Source organism: Mucilaginibacter sp. GW821-FHT07H05, assembly GCF_059418485.1.
In genome coordinates, this window is the sequence record NZ_JBWKPY010000008.1 from 283,342 (window position 1) to 302,354 (window position 19,013).

20 protein-coding genes are annotated in these 19,013 nt (G+C 42.6%); 9 read left to right on the forward strand and 11 right to left on the reverse strand.

Going from position 1 to position 19,013, the window contains the following annotated elements; genetic code table 11:
* Window positions 1-20: 20 nt before the first annotated feature.
* From AC07M6_RS21425 to AC07M6_RS21440, 4 genes are all read right to left on the reverse strand, one after another.
* The gene (locus AC07M6_RS21425; RefSeq protein ID WP_494892997.1) at window positions 21-1,022 is read right to left on the reverse strand and encodes an NADP-dependent oxidoreductase; all 1,002 of its coding nucleotides are present in this window, start codon (window positions 1,020-1,022) and stop codon (window positions 21-23) included.
* A 24-nt stretch (window positions 1,023-1,046) separates the two neighbouring features.
* Complete coding sequence (locus AC07M6_RS21430) at window positions 1,047-1,814, reverse strand: SDR family oxidoreductase (protein ID WP_494892999.1); 768 nt, start codon at window positions 1,812-1,814, stop codon at window positions 1,047-1,049.
* A gap of 23 nt (window positions 1,815-1,837) precedes the next feature.
* The gene (locus tag AC07M6_RS21435; RefSeq protein ID WP_494893001.1) at window positions 1,838-2,641 is read right to left on the reverse strand and encodes an SDR family NAD(P)-dependent oxidoreductase; all 804 of its coding nucleotides are present in this window, start codon (window positions 2,639-2,641) and stop codon (window positions 1,838-1,840) included.
* Between the two features lie 193 nt (window positions 2,642-2,834).
* Window positions 2,835-3,425, reverse strand: coding sequence for a TetR/AcrR family transcriptional regulator (locus AC07M6_RS21440; RefSeq protein WP_494893002.1), 591 nt, complete (start codon window positions 3,423-3,425; stop codon window positions 2,835-2,837).
* 241 nt (window positions 3,426-3,666) lie between these two features.
* On the opposite strand from AC07M6_RS21440, the gene AC07M6_RS21445 reads away from it, so the two are divergent.
* Both AC07M6_RS21445 and AC07M6_RS21450 read left to right on the forward strand, forming a co-directional pair.
* Window positions 3,667-6,078 carry an SLBB domain-containing protein gene (locus AC07M6_RS21445; protein ID WP_494893004.1) on the forward strand — a complete coding sequence of 804 codons (2,412 nt, stop codon included), beginning with the start codon at window positions 3,667-3,669 and terminating at the stop codon, window positions 6,076-6,078.
* Window positions 6,078-7,112, forward strand: coding sequence for a hypothetical protein (locus tag AC07M6_RS21450; RefSeq protein WP_494893005.1), 1,035 nt, complete (start codon window positions 6,078-6,080; stop codon window positions 7,110-7,112). Before AC07M6_RS21445 ends, AC07M6_RS21450 begins: the two co-directional genes overlap by 1 nt.
* A 120-nt stretch (window positions 7,113-7,232) precedes the next feature.
* Here AC07M6_RS21450 and AC07M6_RS21455 read toward each other — a convergent pair whose 3' ends face one another.
* Window positions 7,233-9,197, reverse strand: coding sequence for an acyltransferase family protein (locus AC07M6_RS21455; RefSeq protein ID WP_494893006.1), 1,965 nt, complete (start codon window positions 9,195-9,197; stop codon window positions 7,233-7,235).
* A 199-nt stretch (window positions 9,198-9,396) separates the two neighbouring features.
* On the opposite strand from AC07M6_RS21455, the gene AC07M6_RS21460 reads away from it, so the two are divergent.
* From AC07M6_RS21460 to AC07M6_RS21475, 4 genes are all read left to right on the forward strand, one after another.
* Window positions 9,397-10,008: a glycoside hydrolase family 78 protein gene (locus tag AC07M6_RS21460; RefSeq protein ID WP_494893008.1), complete on the forward strand. Its 612-nt coding sequence runs from the start codon at window positions 9,397-9,399 to the stop codon at window positions 10,006-10,008.
* A complete protein-coding gene (locus AC07M6_RS21465; protein ID WP_494893010.1) occupies window positions 9,995-10,573 on the forward strand; it encodes a toxin-antitoxin system YwqK family antitoxin in 579 nt (192 codons plus the stop codon). Before AC07M6_RS21460 ends, AC07M6_RS21465 begins: the two co-directional genes overlap by 14 nt.
* Before the next feature lie 71 nt (window positions 10,574-10,644).
* Window positions 10,645-11,070, forward strand: coding sequence for an energy transducer TonB (locus AC07M6_RS21470; protein ID WP_494893012.1), 426 nt, complete (start codon window positions 10,645-10,647; stop codon window positions 11,068-11,070).
* Window positions 11,071-11,476: 406 nt separating this feature from the next.
* Window positions 11,477-12,133 (forward strand): hypothetical protein, encoded by a 657-nt coding sequence (locus AC07M6_RS21475; protein ID WP_494893014.1) that lies wholly within the window; start codon window positions 11,477-11,479, stop codon window positions 12,131-12,133.
* A 102-nt stretch (window positions 12,134-12,235) separates the two neighbouring features.
* Here the strand turns inward: AC07M6_RS21475 and AC07M6_RS21480 are convergent, their stop codons facing one another.
* Window positions 12,236-12,709: a Dps family protein gene (locus tag AC07M6_RS21480; protein WP_494893016.1), complete on the reverse strand. Its 474-nt coding sequence runs from the start codon at window positions 12,707-12,709 to the stop codon at window positions 12,236-12,238.
* A 146-nt stretch (window positions 12,710-12,855) separates the two neighbouring features.
* Between AC07M6_RS21480 and AC07M6_RS21485 the strand changes: the two genes are divergently transcribed.
* On the forward strand, window positions 12,856-13,017 hold the full coding sequence (locus tag AC07M6_RS21485; protein ID WP_494893018.1) for a hypothetical protein: 162 nt from the start codon (window positions 12,856-12,858) through the stop codon (window positions 13,015-13,017).
* A gap of 68 nt (window positions 13,018-13,085) precedes the next feature.
* Here AC07M6_RS21485 and AC07M6_RS21490 read toward each other — a convergent pair whose 3' ends face one another.
* From AC07M6_RS21490 to AC07M6_RS21510, 5 genes are all read right to left on the reverse strand, one after another.
* Entirely contained in the window at window positions 13,086-13,292 is a 207-nt protein-coding gene (locus AC07M6_RS21490; protein WP_494893020.1) for a DUF3606 domain-containing protein, read from the reverse strand.
* An 85-nt stretch (window positions 13,293-13,377) separates the two neighbouring features.
* Window positions 13,378-13,530, reverse strand: coding sequence for a hypothetical protein (locus AC07M6_RS21495; RefSeq protein ID WP_494893022.1), 153 nt, complete (start codon window positions 13,528-13,530; stop codon window positions 13,378-13,380).
* Window positions 13,531-13,552: 22 nt separating this feature from the next.
* Entirely contained in the window at window positions 13,553-13,915 is a 363-nt protein-coding gene (locus tag AC07M6_RS21500; protein WP_494893024.1) for a hypothetical protein, read from the reverse strand.
* 85 nt (window positions 13,916-14,000) lie between these two features.
* Window positions 14,001-14,192 carry a hypothetical protein gene (locus AC07M6_RS21505; protein WP_494893026.1) on the reverse strand — a complete coding sequence of 64 codons (192 nt, stop codon included), beginning with the start codon at window positions 14,190-14,192 and terminating at the stop codon, window positions 14,001-14,003.
* A 456-nt stretch (window positions 14,193-14,648) separates the two neighbouring features.
* Entirely contained in the window at window positions 14,649-14,864 is a 216-nt protein-coding gene (locus AC07M6_RS21510; protein ID WP_494893027.1) for a hypothetical protein, read from the reverse strand.
* A gap of 120 nt (window positions 14,865-14,984) precedes the next feature.
* On the opposite strand from AC07M6_RS21510, the gene AC07M6_RS21515 reads away from it, so the two are divergent.
* Window positions 14,985-16,634 carry a serine hydrolase domain-containing protein gene (locus AC07M6_RS21515; protein WP_494893029.1) on the forward strand — a complete coding sequence of 550 codons (1,650 nt, stop codon included), beginning with the start codon at window positions 14,985-14,987 and terminating at the stop codon, window positions 16,632-16,634.
* Between the two features lie 581 nt (window positions 16,635-17,215).
* The gene (locus AC07M6_RS21520) at window positions 17,216-18,673 is read left to right on the forward strand and encodes a serine hydrolase (protein ID WP_494893031.1); all 1,458 of its coding nucleotides are present in this window, start codon (window positions 17,216-17,218) and stop codon (window positions 18,671-18,673) included.
* Window positions 18,674-19,013: the final 340 nt, after the last annotated feature.

Below are 19,013 nucleotides of genomic sequence, written 5' to 3' on the forward strand. Positions count from 1 at the left end.
TAGAATGGAGCAATACCACTTTATTTCATTTTAACAACAACCTTTCCTTTGGCACGGCCGCTTTCAACATAGCTTATCGCTTCCTTGATCGATTCGAACGGGAAAACTTTGTCTATAACCGGCACTATAGTACCTGAATTTATAAGGGAAGTGATCTCTTTTAACTGATCTCCGTTTGCCTTCATAAAAAGAAATGAAAAACTCACATGAAGCCGTTTGGCTTTCCTCCTTACCCCAAAGCTCAGAAGGCGCATGATTAGTTTCATGAACCAGGGGGACCCGATTTCTTCCGCAAAGTCCGGATCAGGCGGGCCGGAGATCGAGATGAGTTTTCCACCGGGTTTTAACACACGCAGCGATTTTTCGAGCGTCTTTCCGTCCTGACTATTCAAAACCAGGTCGTACCCATGCAGCACTTTCTCAAAGTCATCTTTTTTGTAATCAATAACCACATCTGCGCCGAGGCTTTTTACTAACTCAATATTGGCTGCACTTGTAGTTGTAGCCACAGTAGCGCCCAAATGCTTCGCCAGTTGAATGGCAAATGTGCCTACGCCACCGGAACCTGCCTGGATGAATACTTTCTGCCCTTTCTTCAGGTTTCCCTTTTCGATCAGTGCCTGCCATGCGGTCAAACCTACCAGGGGAATGGATGCGGCTTGTTCCATGCTCAGCTTATTCGGCTTAAGCGCTAAATCAGCTTCCTTAACAGCAATAAAATCGGCAAACGTGCCAATGTGATGATCTGCCGGCCGTGCATAAACCTCGTCTCCCACTTTAAATTGTTGCACACGGGCCCCAATCTTAGTTACAATACCTGCCACGTCATGACCTAAAACAAACGGGGTTTTATAAGGCAAAATGAGTTTGAACTCCCCGCTCTTGATTTTGGAATCCAGTAGGTTGATACCGGCAGCGTGTACTTCCACCAATACTTCATCTGCCTGTGGTTCCGGTACAGGCATTTGCCCGATGCGTCCGCCATCCTTGCTTTTATACTTGTCTATAATGAATGCTTTCATTTTTATACTTGTTAAGAATAATTTCTATGATGCTATTAACTTATAACTTTTCTTAGGATTAGCCAAATTAAACGTCAGTTTTGGGAAAAGCCGGTTCAGTATATACACTACTTTGGTATCGCCTATACGGATAGTAAGCTGATCCTTTTGAAGGGCTGCAATAAAGGCTTTCACCATATCTGCCGTGGTCATTTTTTTGCCGTTCATATCAGTTGTCATTTCTGTGGCAACAAGCGGCGGTAAAAGTTCAAAAACCTTTACGTTGCTGTTCAAAATTTGCAGGTGCTTCCTAAGCGCTTTGGTGTAAAACTGCAACGCTACTTTGGATGCGGCGTAGGTGGCTTCCAGCAATGACGGAACATAACTGAGTAATGAAGTGGTGTTGATGACCGCGCTTTCTTTCCTTGATTTCAGCATATCGATAAACAAATTGTTAAGCCGGATCACCGCCAGGTAATTGATGTTTATTTCGTACGCCGCATCTTCAAAATGCTGATCGTTTGCTGTTCCGAGGTTGACCGGGTCAGTTAACACTCCTGCGTTATTGTATAAAATATCTATACCGCCCAGTTGCTGTACCTGGTTGAAAAGTTTTTGCGCATCATCTGCATCAGACACATCACTTTTAATAACTGTAATCGTTGGATATAGTTTCCTTGCTTCATCTAATTTTCCCTGGTTTCTGCCGGTGATGATCACGCTGGCGCCATTGGCCAAAAATTGTTTTGCTGCTTCCAGCCCGATACCTGATGCACCTCCTGTGATCAATACCGTTTTTCCTTTTAATTCCATGATTTTAATTTTTGATATTAATTCTATTTTGAAGCGTTAATTGATTTCAGAATGGATTTCTCGAAAAACTTATAGGCGAAATGTTGAAGCAGGAGTACAATTGATGATCCTTTCCCGACAGGGTAACCAAACGTTGGATTTTTTTCCTTCACTGCCCGCAATAAAGTAGCGATAACCGGCGCAGGATCGGGTGCCTTATCAAATGCCGTTTTGGTATACGCGGTGACCTTTTGCCGGAACTGATCATAATCTGCGATCGTTCCTTTTGCTACAGTTGCACTTTCGCCTATATTGGTTTTGAAACTGATTGGCTCAATCATAACTACCTTGATGTTAAACTGGTTCAATTCAAACCGAAGTGCCTTAAAATAACCTTCGAGGGCATGTTTGGAAGCCGAATAGTAGGACGTATTTGGAAGGCTCACTAAACCCAGCAGGGAACCAATTGTGATTATTTTTCCATGTTTTTGCCTCCTGAAGTAAGGCAGCAACTCGTTAGTTAATTTGATCGTTCCCCAAAAGTTGGTCTCAAACTGCTGTTTACCTAACGCAATAGGGGTCTCCTCGGCAAGTCCGTTTACCAGGTAACCCGCGTTGTTGATCAGCACATCTAACGTTTTTATCTCACTGAATAGCTGTTTGCCAATAGATGCTATGGAATGGTCATCATTTAAATCCAGTGGCAGTAGCTTAAATGGTAATTTTGCCTGGTGTTTTTCCGGATTCCGGCTTGTGCCGATTACCTGGTAGCCATTTTCGTGTAGCTTGTTGGCGACAAGTAGTCCGATGCCCGATGAGGCACCTGTGACTAATACTGTTTGTTTCATTTTTTTAATAATTAAGTATGCGTAATACCGTCCTTTTTTATTTTATACTTTTTAGTATATTTTGGTATAAATCTGAGCCGCGGAATGTTCTTTCCCGCCAACTTTAATTTTCGGATCTGCTCATTCCCTAAGACCGTTCTTAAATCTTATATTTAAAATATACTAAAAAGTATATTTTAAATGAAAAAAAAATTTAAGGCGTATAGCTTTCCAGCTCCGCTTTCAGGTTTTTAATCAAACCCTGCATTGGCTTAGCCGTATTCATTGTTTTGCACAATACAACTGCGCCCTCTACAGCAGCTATGGCTTTAAAAGCATATCCGGCAGTATCAAGCTTATCTGTAAACTCACCATTCCTTATGCCTTGATTTAGGATACTGACAAACAATTCCTGTCCCTGCCGAAGTACGCCCGCCACCTTTTCTTTAATAGCAGGGTTATTATCGTCAGCTTCTACAGCCATATTGAATACCGGGCATCCGCCTTTAATATACGTTTCCAATGGATTTTTGTAATAATCAAGGTAAGCAAACACCTTTGCTTTAGCTGTTTTGCCCCTGTTGATGTTCATCATCAATTTTTCTGAATTACTACGCAGCATGTAGTCAACAACCTGCAAGGCCAGATCTTCCTTGCTTTCAAAATGTCCGTATAAACACCCTTTGGTTAATTGAGCAGCATCCAGTACATCGTCTATATTAGCGCCGGATATCCCCTTCCGGTTAAAGATAGGGGCTGCTGTTTCCAGGATAAATTGTTTTGTTCTTTCTGCCTTCGTAAGCATTTTATTAATATTTACGGTACAAAAATATACTAAAAAGTTTATTTCAAGAAATAAATCTAAACTTTTCTTTACTTACGATCAACCAGGACGAGGTATTTCTTATCAATAATCGAAAAGAAAAAATATACTATACAGCCATTGCAGATGCCGATATATTTTTAAATATTTGATACTCATTTGTATTGCAAGCTCCACCGAATGATATAAACCGCTGTTTAGTTAAGTAATACGAAGCTATCTTATGAATAAATGCTTCTTCCTGGTATTTCTGTTTTGCGCGTTGACCTTAGGTGCTGTTGCCCAGGCTACCCGAAACATTGAGAAAAGATTACAGAAAGGACAACTGACGGAGGAAGAGATTATCAAATATCAAATGCAGGTTCAGGAAAATAAACTTTCTCTGGACCAGGTTGAAAGCATGCTAAGTGACGGGGGATTTACGCAGGCAGAGATTGACCGGGTGAAAGCCCGCATCGGCACATCAAAGAGTGGCAATACCGTGGTTACCGGCTCCGGGCCCAGAGGAATGACCGGAAGCGAATATAAAACATCGCTGAAGATGTCATCGCCGGGGAATATATATGGTTCCTCTTTTTTCACTTCATCGTCCTTATCATTTGAGCCCAATCTCCGTATCGCCACGCCTGCAAGCTATGTTTTAGGCCCTGATGATGAACTACTTATCAACATATCGGGCTATCAGGAGGCAACGATCAAGGCGCAGGTACAGCCGGAAGGAACCATAACCATCCCTCAGGTAGGCGTAATTAGCGTTTCGGGGCTCACCATAGAGGATGCGACGCGCGCGATCAGGGGCCGCATGATTCAAACGGCTTACCCCAACATCCGAAACGGCCTCACCCGCCTCAACATCACTCTGGGTAAGATCAGGAGCATCCATATTACTATTATCGGCGCCACAAAGCCGGGGAACTATACCGTTTCGTCGTTAACTACGCTGTTTAATTCGTTGTTCATTTGCGGTGGACCGGATTCCATCAATACTTTCAGAGAAATAGAACTGATCAGGAATAATAAGGTAGCGCACAGGATTGACCTGTACCAATTTCTTTCTAAAGGAGATCTTTCGGGGAATGTATTATTAAGTGAAAACGATGTCATTAACTTCCCGGTCTATAAAAAACGGGTAACGCTTTCAGGCGAGGTGAAAAGGAAGGGTATTTTTGAACTGCTGGAAGCCGAAACCATGGATAAGCTTCTGTTTTATGCCGGCGGCTTTACTAATAGCGCCTTCACAGCAAGTATTAAGGTAAAGCAGGTTACTGAAACCGACAGGAGGGTTAGAGATATTCCTAAAAGTGAGTATTTAAGCTATCGCCCTGCAAACGGCGATGAGATCATCGTTGAACAAATCCCCGAGCGAATTGAGAATGCTGTGACCATCTCCGGTTCGGTTTTTATGCCCGGGGCATTCGAATTTTCGGAAGGACTGACCGCTGGCGCACTGATCAAAAAAGCGGGTGGGCTAAGGGAAGATGCCTTTCCCGACCGTGGAATGATCACCAGGACCCGTGACGATAAAACCAGGGAAAACATCCCTTTTAAGGTTAGCGATATGGTGGCCGGCAAAGCCGACATCCTTCTGAAAAAACAGGACGAAATACAGATCTCTTCATCAACAGCTTTTAGAAGTGAATATACCGTATTTATAGAAGGCGAAGTCAGAAAAGCCGGATACTATCCTTACAAAGACAACTTATCGGTAAAAGATATCCTTTTCCTTGCCGGAAGCTTCACTGATGCGGCAACATCATACAATATAGCGGTGAGCCGGCGTATTACTACAGAGCGCGCCGGCCAGCCGGCCGATTCCATTGCCCGGGTTTTTTTTATCAATACCGGGAAGGATCTTTCTTTCACAGGCGATGCATTTATCCTTCAGCCCTTCGATATTGTGACGGTGCGCCGCAACCCGGGGTATAACGAGCAAAAACGGGTGACGATAAACGGCGAGATCATGTATCCGGGACTGTATACCATTTCAACAAGACAGGAACGCCTTAGCGACCTTTTTAAAAAGGCAGGCGGACTCACCCCATCTGCCTATATTCAGGGAGTATCGTTAACAAGGAAAGTTAAGGAATCTTTAAAGCTTAACGATACGATCAGAAAAAAGAACATCGCAATGATGCAGAGCGGTATAAAGGATCTTAATTCAAAAGTGATCCGCGATGTAGATGCGACTACGGTGAAAATCGCTGTTAATATGGATAAAATACTGGCTGAACCCGGTTCTGAGGATGATTATATTCTTGAAGAAGGCGATGTGATAAATATAGCGAAATTTGACCCGCTTGTTAAGCTTAGCGGCGAAGTGCTGTTAGGGACTAAAGTTAATTATGAAGCGGGACGATCAATGAAATATTATCTCAACAGGGCCGGTGGAATTACGGATAACGCCAGGCTCTCTAAAATATATGTTGTGTACGCCAACGGGCAGCTCGACAAAACTGATTCACATTTATTCGGGCTGATACGCTCATACCCTAAGATAAAGGCAGGGGCGGAGATTGTGGTACCTGCTAAAAGCCCGAGACGGGGATTAAGCGCCGCGGAGACAGTCGGTATTACATCGGCCATTGTATCGATCTTCGCTGTCGTTGTAGTCACTTTGAATTCAATCTCTAAATAATGACAAACTTGTTCGATAGGATTTTAAAAGATTGGGAAGCCATTGCACGGGACCTTGCATGGTTCCTGTGGAAAAAATGGTATATCCTGCTGGCATCGTTCGCTATAGGAGGCGCGGTTGGGTACTGGTATATTCATCGCCAAAAACCGGTTTATACGGCAACCATCAGCTTTGTTCTGTCTACCGAAACCAAGCAGAGCGGGAATCTCATGAACCTGGTAGCACAGCTTAGTTATGATGCTGGAATGAGCGGCTCGGAAAATATTTTCACAGGGGATAATATCATTGAACTTTTTAAGTCGCGTAAAATCATCAGGAGCGCTTTATTCCAGCGACTGCCTGACGGGCAGCGCCTGCTTGATTTCATTGCCAAGGCACAGTATGGCTCGGTCCGTTTTCCCGAGGATACGACGAAATTCACGGAGAGCCAGAAATACATGTTGGGGGGGATCGTATCGCGGGTAGTGAACTCGTTCACCGTGTTTAAAAAGAATGATCTTGTGTTTTATTATATCATGGCCACATCAGAGGATCCCTGGGTAGCGCAGCATATCGCTAATTATGTGCTGCAGCAAACCGCATCCTATTTTATCGAGACTAAAACACGGGTGGCGGCCAGCAGCCTCAACTTACTGAAAAAAGAGGCCGACAGTCTGGCTACTGTATTAAGCCAGCTTTACCGGTCGACCGCCAGTGTGAACGACCGGACCTATAATATCAACCCGGCTGTCATGTCTCAACGATCGGGGATGTTATTTAACCAGGCTAAAGCAACTGCCTTAAGCGCTGCCTATATCGAAGCGGTGCGTAACCTGGAGCTCGCCAAGATCAATGTGCAAAAAGAAACCCCATTGTTCAGGGTAATTGACGAGCCTGACCTACCGCTGGCGCCGCAAAAAAAGAGCGCAACCCGGTATTTGGTATTGGTAGGATTAGCTGCCACAGCTTTTATTACGGTTATCCTGCTGTTGTTCCGTTTGATATTGCTTTTACGAAAAGAGCCGGCTGTTAAAGACTCCAGCCCCGCTCTATAGAAGGAGTTTTCCTGACTACAGTCGCCCATCGGTACTTATGATCGGGCAGCCGGTTGTTGGGGAGGCTGGCACGATGCTCTTTGCCTGGTATAATACAATGGCTCTGTTAAAAGGTTGAGATCACTGGAATATTTCTTCAAAAACACCCGCACTTACATATTTTGCCCCGAAAGCTGATAAATGATGCGCATCGCTGTAGATAAAATGGCCATCCTTTATAAAAATAAATTTATTACCGGCCAGCAGTTTATTTTCCAGGTGCAGGATGGTAACGTTATCATCCTGTTGCACCTGTTCAAATATCCGGGTCACCCGTTCAATAGACAATCGATACTCATCCAGCGTTTGGGAAATATCTGTTTGATCTGACTTGAAAAACCGGTTGCTGATCCTGTTGGCAGTATACCACCGCATATCATTTTTGGTCTGCGGCAGTTCATTCACAATCACTACCCTTCTATTTAATGCTATGATCCTCGCAATGGTTGTTCGCAAACCTTCCCGCAGTGCACTATTATCCATTCCATGTTTCTTGGGGCCATGCTTTGGCTTGTCTGTTTCTAAGCCCATTTTAAGATAACTCTTCCAGCGGGCAACCAAAATAACCGTATTAATTTCAGGGTGATGCCTGATAAAATCCATGACCTGGTTATTAAACACAGCGAAATCTGCATCGTTGGGCCTGATTAACCCAGTTAGCGGCGCGGTAGAATTACGGGTTAAAATATATCCTTTTCTTTTTTTTACCCGCGCAATAGAATCCACACCCGGGGCCAAAGCTATGGCATGCGAATCGCCCCATAATAAAAAGGATGCAGGCTGATTGTTATCCCCTATAGACGGCGGCACTTTTCCAGCTGAAAGCAGGACTGCAGAATTTAAGGTTGCCGATCGCCAGTATTTAAGTTCCGGGCTAAAAAACGTTTCCTCCAACGCCTTATTTTCAGGATATCTGCCCGGTAACCCGTCTTTCCAGTAGATCCAAAAACTGGTTCCACCTACCACTACCACCAGCAAAGCAGCTGTTGAAAAAACTTTTGCATGGGCATATCCTGCAGATCTTTTTATACGAAAAGGCCTTTCAATAAAATAATAGGAAAGAACCGACAACACAGCTATGACCGCTAAAAGGAAGATCTTTTCTGAAGCAACCAGGGCATCGCCAAGCAAATACCCGGCGAAAGCATATATGGGGAAATGCCACAGGTATAAGGAATAGGATATTTTGCCTGTAAATACAACTGGTTTCCAGCTTAATAAGCGATATACCCATCCGTTTTGATAGATTCCGCCGACAATAATCAGGCTCGCGCTAATAACAGCACATACAACGCCCGGGCCGGATGCTGTCTCTGACGGTTTAAAAAAAGCCAGGCTTAATAACAAGCAAATTACTCCGCCGGTCTGAATGACAGTTACCGCCAGCCGGGGAATATTTTTATTAGTTATGGCAACCGCGATACATGCGCCGGCTAAAAACTCCCAGGCCCTTCCCGGACTGAGAAAAAACACATAGGCTGGATAAAAGACCGCCGCCAGAATATAAATGGTCAGCGACAGGATCAGACAACAAAATAAGGGTATAAATACCGGCCGCCTTCCCGTTTTATGCAGGAAAAACAGCAGCAGCGGAAAAAAAATATAAAACTGTTCTTCAACAGACAGGGACCAGGTATGCAGGAATGGCTTAAAGGAAGTTGTAGCCAGGGCAAAATAATCGGGACTGGTCCTTTGAAAAAAAATGTTGGAAAAAAACAGGCTGCTTGTTGCTATACTTCCTGCCAGGTTCTTATACGTTATGTTCTCAAAAAAAAGATAGCCGGCTATCAAAAAAACGATACTTGTAAAAAACAGCATGGGGAATATGCGCCGTATGCGTCTCTCATAAAAATTCCATATGGAAAATTCGCCCGTGGAGATCTCTCTGACCAGGATTGATGTAATTAAAAAACCCGAAATAACAAAGAAGATATCTACTCCGACATAACCTGCAGAAAATCCGGGAATATTAAAATGAAAAAGAATTACAGCAAGCACGGCAACTGCTCTTAAACCGTCGATATCAGGGCGATATTGTATATTCATATTGGATTAGCTTCTATGAATATACAGTTTTTTGTATATTGACAAAAAGGCTAAAAGCCATAATTGTATCTATCAAAAACTGCCAATCGCTGAAAGAGGGCTAAATATAATGCCCCGCAACAAATTGAGCAGGACAACATTGTTAAAACAAAGAAAAAAGGAACACATCCTTAGTTCTATATCACACTTATACCACCTCATGAAGCCACTAAAAGCGTTATTGATTTTACTACACCTGTTTGCTTTTTCATTCTGGTCTGATGTCCAGGCCCAACCTATCCGGCTTATCAATCTGAAGACCGAATACACATCCGTGCCGCTGGGCATTGACGTTGCCAGGCCAAGGTTTAGCTGGCAGATGGCATCGGAGTTGCCGGGTTGTTATCAAACGGCTTTTCAAATTATTGTAACTGATGAGGCAGGTAACACAGTATGGAATTCCGGAAAAAAGCGGGAGAGTGGATCATTGAATATCAGCTATGATAAGTTCTCCCCGATAGCATTTACAAAGAATTCGGCTATAAATTTATTTTCATGTAATTCTGCATCCGTTTGGAAAAAATTTGGAGTAACGATGACACTTAGCGAAGCTATGGGATTTGCAAACAGTAAAGGTAATACTGTTTTTAGTTTGACTAATTCGGTCCCTCAAGCGAAAGTAACCGGTTTAATTGGTCAGTTTCAATATGGGCCTGTCAGAAGTGGGTTACTGCCAGCGCCTGGGCATACAGGGGGAAACTATAGCCCTCGCATTAATGGAAGTAAGGAATCACCAGCAATACAAGTAACAGGACAAAATGGAACAGTATAAGAAAACTAAAACTATTTTATCAATAACATTTATCGGAATAGCCCTCAGTTTAGGGTGTCGGGGCAAAATAAATGATGCCTCATTTACAGACAGTAGTTTAAATGATAATTTATCCTATGACGTTAAAAATGCATTAAGCGTAAAAATAAAACATGGCGATTCAACCAATTTGTTACTCCAATACGGAGGTCCAAGTGTTTTACATGATATTGACTACAATATCAATGGGAAAAATAGCTTTCATATTACTTTTGGTAAAGATGATATTTCACATCCAGCATTTCTTTCAGTGCCTCATTTTGAAAAGGATACTATTCAGATGTTATACAGGTTTGACGGGAGTAACGGTATTATAAGAGAAATTCAAAGAGCGCAGAATAATAACAATAATGGTCCGTATTATTCCTTTGACAGTGAGGGTGCACTAAAAGTGTCGGGCTTTTACAAAAATGGATATTATTCAGGAATATGGCGCTTGTATGATCACAACGGGAATATTTTAGAGACCGTTAATTCGGATTCAAATAAAGTAGATGTGCTCAAACATTTCAAAATAATAGAGTAATATATTTTTATAGAAGGGCCAATACTTGCAGGGGGTACTTGGATACCCATGATAGGATCATCACGAATGATATGAAAGCATTTATAATTTTCGCTGTTCTTTTTTATAGTTGTAGTAATAAGTTGAATATTCCTCACAAGCAACATGATGAATGTAAAAGTCAGTATGATTCTAAATTGAAAAAGAACATTTATGAAACAGTTGATGAAATGCCGGAGTTTGTTGGGGGTACAGATGAACTAATCAAATACATATTAAAGAATACAGTTTATCCAAATCAGGAAATTGTACAAGGTTCAGTTAAAATAGTTTTGATTATTGATACCGATGGTAAAGTTAGAGATGAAAAGATTGTCAATAAGGCAATAGGTGATTATACACCATTAGATAACGAAGTTCTCAGAGTGATGCAACATATGCCCAAATGGAGAGCTGGTAAGTGTAATAAAAGAAAAGTGCCTGTACGAGTGTTTATACCAATACGATTAAGCAGATAATACACATTGCCTATATACCCAACGTTTAGCAGCAATAAGACTTTTTATTGCCATCTTTCTTTTATAGCAAACTCATTTAAATACTTTTCATAGTTTTCAATGTATGCATTAAAACGTAATGCAAGTTTCTTAAAAGATTCCTCAGTTATATCGTAATAGAACGCATCGTTTAAGTCCATATACTGAAATTGGGTTTAAATTCTTCTCAACCGACAACAAACCCGACAACAAAAATCACAAAAGCCCCTCTAATTGCTTAGAGAGGCTTGTTTTGTGATCCCGCTGGGATCATGTGTATATGTCAAAAAGCGCTTAAAAATGCTGTATTCGATCTTTCTACTCAACGAGGGCACCACTTTGGGCACCAGTCATTTTGGAACGCTTTGATACGATTTAAAGAACTAATTTGTGTTACTTAAAATTACGATTATTAAATTACAATAACAAAAAAATAGAAATTACAATTGGGGTTCATAACCCTCAGGTCGGCAGTTCGATCCTGCTCCCCGCTGATTACAGTTCTTACCATGTAGTCGTTTACGATACAATTAGCGGTAGAAAAATAAAGGGCGTAACCCACCAGGGGTATTCAGATAGTTCCATGTGGGCGCGTGGACAATCGTGGGCCATTTATGGCTTTACCATGTGTTACCGTGAAACACACCAAGCAGAATTTCTGGATTTCGCTCAAAAAGTCGCTGACAGGTACTTACAAGGTCTGCCTGGCGACCGGATCCCGTATTGGGACTTTAATGATCTCTTAATACCCAATGCGCCGCGCGATGCTTCGGCAGCCGCCATAACAGCATCCGCATTGCTGGAGCTTTCCGGCTTTGTACGAGACAAGGCCAAAGCAAAAGTGTATCTTAAGCAAGCCATCGCCATGTTAACCACGCTTTCCTCCTCAAAATATCAAAGCCGGGCAATGAACCCGGCATTTTTACTGCATTCAACCGGTCATTTCCCTGCGGGAACAGAAATCGACGCCTCGATCATCTATGCGGATTATTATTATCTGGAAGCATTGCTGCGATTAAAGAAAATACAAGCCGAAAAAAACTGACTGCATGAAGAACCAGAAAAGATTTCAGTCCTCATTTTGTCCACAAATATGATGCTACAAAATATTAAAACGGGATCCGTTCGCTCCTTTAAAGGTTAGCTATTATTTGAGATAGGAGGCGAGCATCCAGGCCATTTTTTCATGGGCCGATATCAGCCCAGTTAAAAAATCACTGCTGCCATAATCCTTATAACGGGTGGCGAATACATCTATATTTTCCCTTAATGTAAAAATGATACTCCGGTGGTCTTCAAGGATGTTAGCGATATAGGAAGATCCGGAATTCCCACCGCCGTCGTCTTCCGAAAGACGGGTCAATTCCAGAAAGCTCTTCAATGAACCGGGGGAATAGTGGCCAAGGGAACGGATGCGTTCCGCAATACTGTCGATCATTTCATCCAACTGGCCGAACCGTTCCTCGAAAAAAATATGCAGGCCATGAAAACCGGGGCCTTCCAGGTTCCAGTGCGCGTTTTTCGTTTTGGTAAAAAGAACATATTCGTCCGCCAGTATTTTTGATAATTGATTGGCCACTTCCTGGGTATTGGCCTCGCTGATTCCGATGTTATTTTTCATGATTTAAGACTTTTTTGTTTGCTATTCTCAAAATATGCCAGTAATCGCAGTAAATAAAAAATTCCAGCAACAGGTTAATTATTCGGTAAAGTAAACGGGAACTATTAAAAAGTGCTTAATAAATAATTAAACCAAGTTTTAATCAAATGAATTTTATAAAAAGTAACCCGGAGCTTTGCCTGTGGATCAAATCTCATTTTCCGTGCTTACCGGTGATCGCCTTTAGTTGCGATAACGCGATCAGCGAACAATTCCATTCCGCAGGTTTTGATGCTTACTTGAAAAAGCCATTTGATCTGGAGGATTAGTATAGCCTAATCCGCAAGTTCATACCGGGTCACAAAAAACATGGAATGGTAGAAGAGGAAATGGTTTGTTAAGAATTAGCCTGATTATTTTTGCGGTTCAAATAAGCTTCCACGGCTGCCGCCGAAGGGCCGACGGCATTGATCGCCGCCTTCAATTGGACCTTGGTTACATTTAACCGGTCTGCCCATGCCCGAAGTTCCGCGTCATTGGTATTGTTGGCCTGGTTTTTAGAAACGCTGATAGCCGGTTGCGGAGGACTATGGAACTGCATCATGAGCCTTTGATTTTTATTGGAAGTAAAGGTAGATTATCCTTACGTTAAATTCATACTATCATTATGTTAATCACGGCCAGGAATGTTAAATTTGGTCAGCGCACCGCGCTCCGATCTTTTCCCATACCGCACGCAGGTCATACTTTGCTTTTTCCAGCATATAATCCAGTTCCTTGATATCTGAAAGCAATATTTGCTCCTCTGCCAGGAGCAATTCGCATTCGGTAGGGTCCGCCATTGTCCCGTTTTTTAATGTTTACCTAAGTTAGGTGTTTCCTTGCAATCCCGCGCTTTGGCTGGCCTTTGAGCAGGCGGGTTTCCAGCACGGACTTCCGGATGGCCGCAAGTTCTTCTATGATCCTTTCATTGACAAACTCCAGCGAGGGATATTTTTCATAGGTTGTTTCAAAGGTGGTGATGATCCCGCAAATTTCGTCGAGCAGTTCCGGTCGCAGCAAAGCATGATTATCCAGTTGTGTGCAGTCATTTCGCCCCAGGGATTTGCTTAAATAATAAATATCGCTGTTTAAAAGCAGGCCGTAGATCAATTTATCACCGGCCTGGCGGGTAACATGAATTATGGAGAAAAAATAAGTGGCGCTGTTGATATGAATTGGGATCATGCCGGATACGGTTAGGTTCGGAAATAAACATGGGCGTGGATAAGCTGGGTACTTAAGGCAACGCTGTTCCCGCCCAATTGTTTGCTTAAATCGTATCCGGTGTCGGCTCATCGTGATCCTTGTCATCCTCCGGTTGAAGTTCTGATTGGATCAGGTCTTTTTCAAATATTTTTTCATCCTTGCGGTTTCGCTTGACCAGCCAGGTCACCAGCAGGATCACCAGGACAATAAACAAGCCGCACCACCAATAATTAATACCCGTAAGCTGAGTCATCATTTTGTTGATTATCAATTATTTATGAAACTTCATAAAGCCTTTTTTCTTTCTGATAAAACTCTGATAAAACTAAATCTAAGCCAAAGCATATATAAACTGCTATAAAAAGATGGTCTTTACCAAGTTATTTTAAGTTAGGATAACCCCAAATGAACTACGCTCTTAAATTATAAATGGCGAATTGCGTTAGTTAGTTTTATCTTGCCACGTGATAAAACTAACTAACGCGCATATTTTAATGTTCAGTCGTGCGGGCAGCGGGCACCAAAAGTGTTGGCTTTATTTTGGTTAAATTTGAACTATAATTATCTTATTGCGCCAAAGATTGCGCAGGGCGATTTTGAAGTAGTTCTTTATCATTTAATTAGCCGTTTATATCATAGTTTATGCAAGCTACCAATAAAAAAAAGCAGTTTCTTTTGGTGACGGAATTTCTTGATTTGAATCAAGTATCCTCTAAAAAATGGTCATTAGTTTTGATAACATAACCGTTAAGGATACCGGAAATTTTCTTTCAAAAAAAGTAATTGCCGATGCAGCGGCGATTTTTATGTGATTTTTCTCTTTTAATGGCGCACTTTTTTCACTTATGATGGCGCTAAATGCTATACTTATTACGCCCGGCCCAAAAGGCTGCTGACGACCCTTTTGAGAAGGCTGATCGTCTATCAAAATTCATTGAAGTGAAATGATTTAACGTTCATCTTTTCCTGAATTTGCTGTAACCTTATTTGCTGATCTTCGTCTTACCGGTAAATAGTCCACTTAAAAATCTGTCAATCCCTTTTTCCTATGAAAAAATACCTGGTAGTTTGTTTTGGTCTGATTTTATATTTTACCGGATTTTCAAACGCCGGTGCACAGGTAAAAACCGGTACACTGCCTGCGCAGATCGATGCCATTTTTAAAAAATACAACAACCGTACAGGTCCAGGATGTGCCGTCGCCGTTATTCAAAACGGCAAGGTATTGTTTCAAAAGGGTTACGGACTGGCTAATCTGGAATACGGGATACCCATCTCACCAACGACCACTTTTGACATCGCTTCTGTATCGAAACAGTTTACTGGACTGGCCATATCGATGCTGATTCAGGAAAAGAAAGTAGCATTAAATGAAGACATTCATCGCTATCTGCCCCAACTGCAGGATTTCGGCGAACCTATCACCGTAGCGCAATTACTCTGGCATACCAGCGGTATCAGGGACGCTTACGATGGGCTGATCGCAGCGGGTTGGCGCTGGACCGATGTGTTGTCGTTTGACGATATGATGAAATTCACCCGCTATCAAAAAGAGCTGAATTTTACGCCGGGTTCCGAATTTTCGTATTGCAATACGGAATATATCCTGCTGCAACGGCTCGTTGAAAAAGTCAGCGGAACATCGTTCGCCAAATTTGCTGATTCAGCTATCTTTAGACCGTTCAAAATGAATTCTTCTTTCTTCTTAGACAATTACGCCAGGATCATCCCTCATCCGGCGAACCCATATACTACTACCGATCATGTGTTTGAAAAACAGGAGCAGCAAACCAGCGGCATCCCGATGTTCTCCACCCTTGATGATCTTTGTAAGTGGACCATTCATTTTAACCGGATGATCGCAGCAAAGAACCCGGTTTATACCCGGATGGCAGAAGAGGGCATCCTAAACAACGGACAAAAAACGGATTATGGTTTCGGGCTGATGTTAAGCGAAGACCGGGGCCTGAAGATGATCTGGCATACCGGTGCATGGGGCGGTTACCGGGCGGTCATCAAAAATTATTATACCGAAGGATTATCCATTATTATTTTGAGTAACGGGAATGATGATGTCATGAACGTAGGCTACTCATCGAAAGTTGCCGATATCTTTCTTAAAAATAAGTTTCGCGAAGAGCCAAAGATCGATGCAGCCAAACTGCCGGATGTAAAAGTGGACAGTGTATTATTAAAACGATATACCGGCACCTATAAATTCGGTCAAGGGGAAATTGCCATTACTTTAGAGCAAGGGCAACTGATGCTGCAATATACCGGCGAAAGCAAATACCCGACTAAGGCGATGTCAGATTCCTCATTCCTGGTCGTCGTCGCCGGGTTGCCACTCACCTTTTCAAAAACACCCGGCGGCCACGTGAACACCTTTACTTTTCGTTCTATTATGGGCAAGCGGGTCGTTCCGTTCAACCTCACTACGGAACAACTCGGTGCCTATAGCGGCGCGTATTACTGCCCGGAACTCTTTGTAGAATATACGGTGGACGTCCAACAGGGCAAGCTGTTTATTCACCATTTCCGCCGTGGTGATTTTGAACTTTCCCCTGATGCCCAGGATACGTTCAGTTCTGATATCGGCGATATTCATTTCCTTAGAAACGGGCAACAGCAGATCATAGGCTTTACCTTATCGGGAGAGCGGATTAAGAACCTTCGTTTTGAAAAAACTAAACCTTAATTTCTTGACCTTGTATGCATAGTCAGTTTGTGATAGCAACAGCCCACCGCATAGTGCGATACTGCCATCTGCGGTTTGTCCGATTATACCCAATCTAAAGAGTTTAAAAACGCTAAAAACAAGGAGCGGTGCCATTATAAGTGGAAATAGTGTGCCGCTAAAAGTAGAAAATCTGTCAATAACATCTTATGATGTCTCACATTTACATCATTTACCGTCCGTTTGCGTTACAAGAGGCATGCGGTTTAGCACCAAAAGTTTGTGTACTCGTTTAAAGGTGTCAAAAAGAACGGCGCTTTTAACCTATGTCATTACAACTCCAATACGCTTTAGGCATTATCTCCCGGAACACAAGACAAGCAAATCGGGATGACAAATGACACGAAAGCAGAGGCTAACGACAAAGCGTGCAACTCATGCAGGGAAGACAAATTTGTAGCAGGCTTAGCGTAAAATACGCTGCTTTCGTCAAAAAAATAAAGATTTCCCTGTCATGCAACTTTGTAATAACTCATGTGTCTTTTAAAATAATGACCGGCTCCTGAGTTACCTTGAAAAGGTACCTATTAAACGACAATCGAATGAAACCATTTTTATTTTTTTTAACGCTGAGTTTAGCTATCCCGGGATTTTCACAAATAAAACCGCCTAACGCCGATACCAGGAAGCATTTGCGACAACTGGCATCAGAACTTGAGCAACTCCGGCAGGTTTTAAAAATTCCTGGAATGTCGGTGGCTGTCGTTAAGGATCAGCAGCTGATCTGGTCTAAAGGATTTGGATTTTCCGATCTGGAGCAACACATCAAAGCGACACCAAATACACCGTACCGTATCGCTTCCTTAACCAAACCAATCGCTACCACTTTATTTCTTCAATTGTTGGAGCAGGGAAAGGTGGCGCTGGATGATCCATTGAAAAAATATTACCCCAAAGACTTTGAAACCGAAAGGGTGCATGTACGCCATATTCTCACACATACTGCCGGCGTAAACGTTGCGGGAGGAAAACCGGGAGATCAATATGCGTACAGTGGTTCCTGGTTTGGCTATTTGGGATTTGTTATCGCAAAAGGTGCAGATAAGCCATTCCGGGATCAATTGGCTACCCAAATTCTTGAACCCCTCCATATGGATCATAGCGTGCCGGGCCAGGATGTTTTGACATTAGTGCCCTCTCCGGCAGATGGCTACGTGGCAGGTACCCGTCAGCGTTATGAACAGGTGTTAAAACAGCTTGCAAAGCCTTATACGCTGTATGGTGCCGATGAAAATATTCTTTCGCCCTACCCGCCAAAGATGATCAGTTCTGCCGCAGGTCTGATTTCAACCGTAACCGATCTCGCTAAGTTTGATGTGGCGATCGATCAGCACCGCTTGATTAAAAAAGAAACTCAGGAACTTGCCTGGACCCCATCGCTCACCAATGATGGCAAAAAGATACCGTATGGGCTGGGCTGGTTCATACAGGAATTTAAGGGGAATAGATTGATTTGGCATTATGGGCAGTGGCCCGTTTTCTCCGGGCTGATCTTAAAAGTGCCGGAAAAAGGAATCACGCTGATTCTGTTAGCCAACAGTACTGCTTTAAGTGCACCTTTTGACCTGGATAAGGGCGACATTTTGAAATCACCTTTCGCACTGGCATTCCTGCGGGCCTTTGTGACCAAAGATAAACCATTGCCGGATTGGACGCTTTTGCAGATAGCGGCTGATTCATCGATACACCGTTATCTTAATAGCAGGCTGGCAAGAGTGCGCAACGAAATAGCGTTAGACTCAGGGAAACTCGACCTTTATGTAGGAAAATACGCGCTGGGCAGCACACAACAGGTCGTGATCAGCAAGGTAGCGAACAGGCTTTTGATAGCATACCCCGGTCAAACACAGAGCCTAATAGCGCTTTTCGCTGAATCAGATGCGCGGTTCTTTGCAAAAATTGCTGATGTACAGGTATCTTTTGAGAAAGATCAGACCGGAAAAATCAACTCGCTTATACTGGTTACCGGGGGGAAACAACAACGAGCTATAAAAATGTAATGGATCAACAAGGGCGGCCTGAATTCATTTTGGAGCTTTTGAAAAAATAATGAACCATTATTAACAATTTCTTGCTGAACTCATGATAACTTTGATCCGCATTTAACGTGAATAATCTTGTACGCTGATCACCTCTCTGTTTGTAACCTAAATTTATCTCCATAACAACTTCGTACGTTTCTGGAAATAAGTCACAGCATTACCTCCAATGTGACAGTAAATGATGTAAATGTGAGACATCATAAGATGTTAATGACAAAATCACATTTTATTTCAGACCATAGAATATTGACATAGGGGTAGCAATGCAGTTAGTCGTCTCAGGGTGAAAAACTAAAAA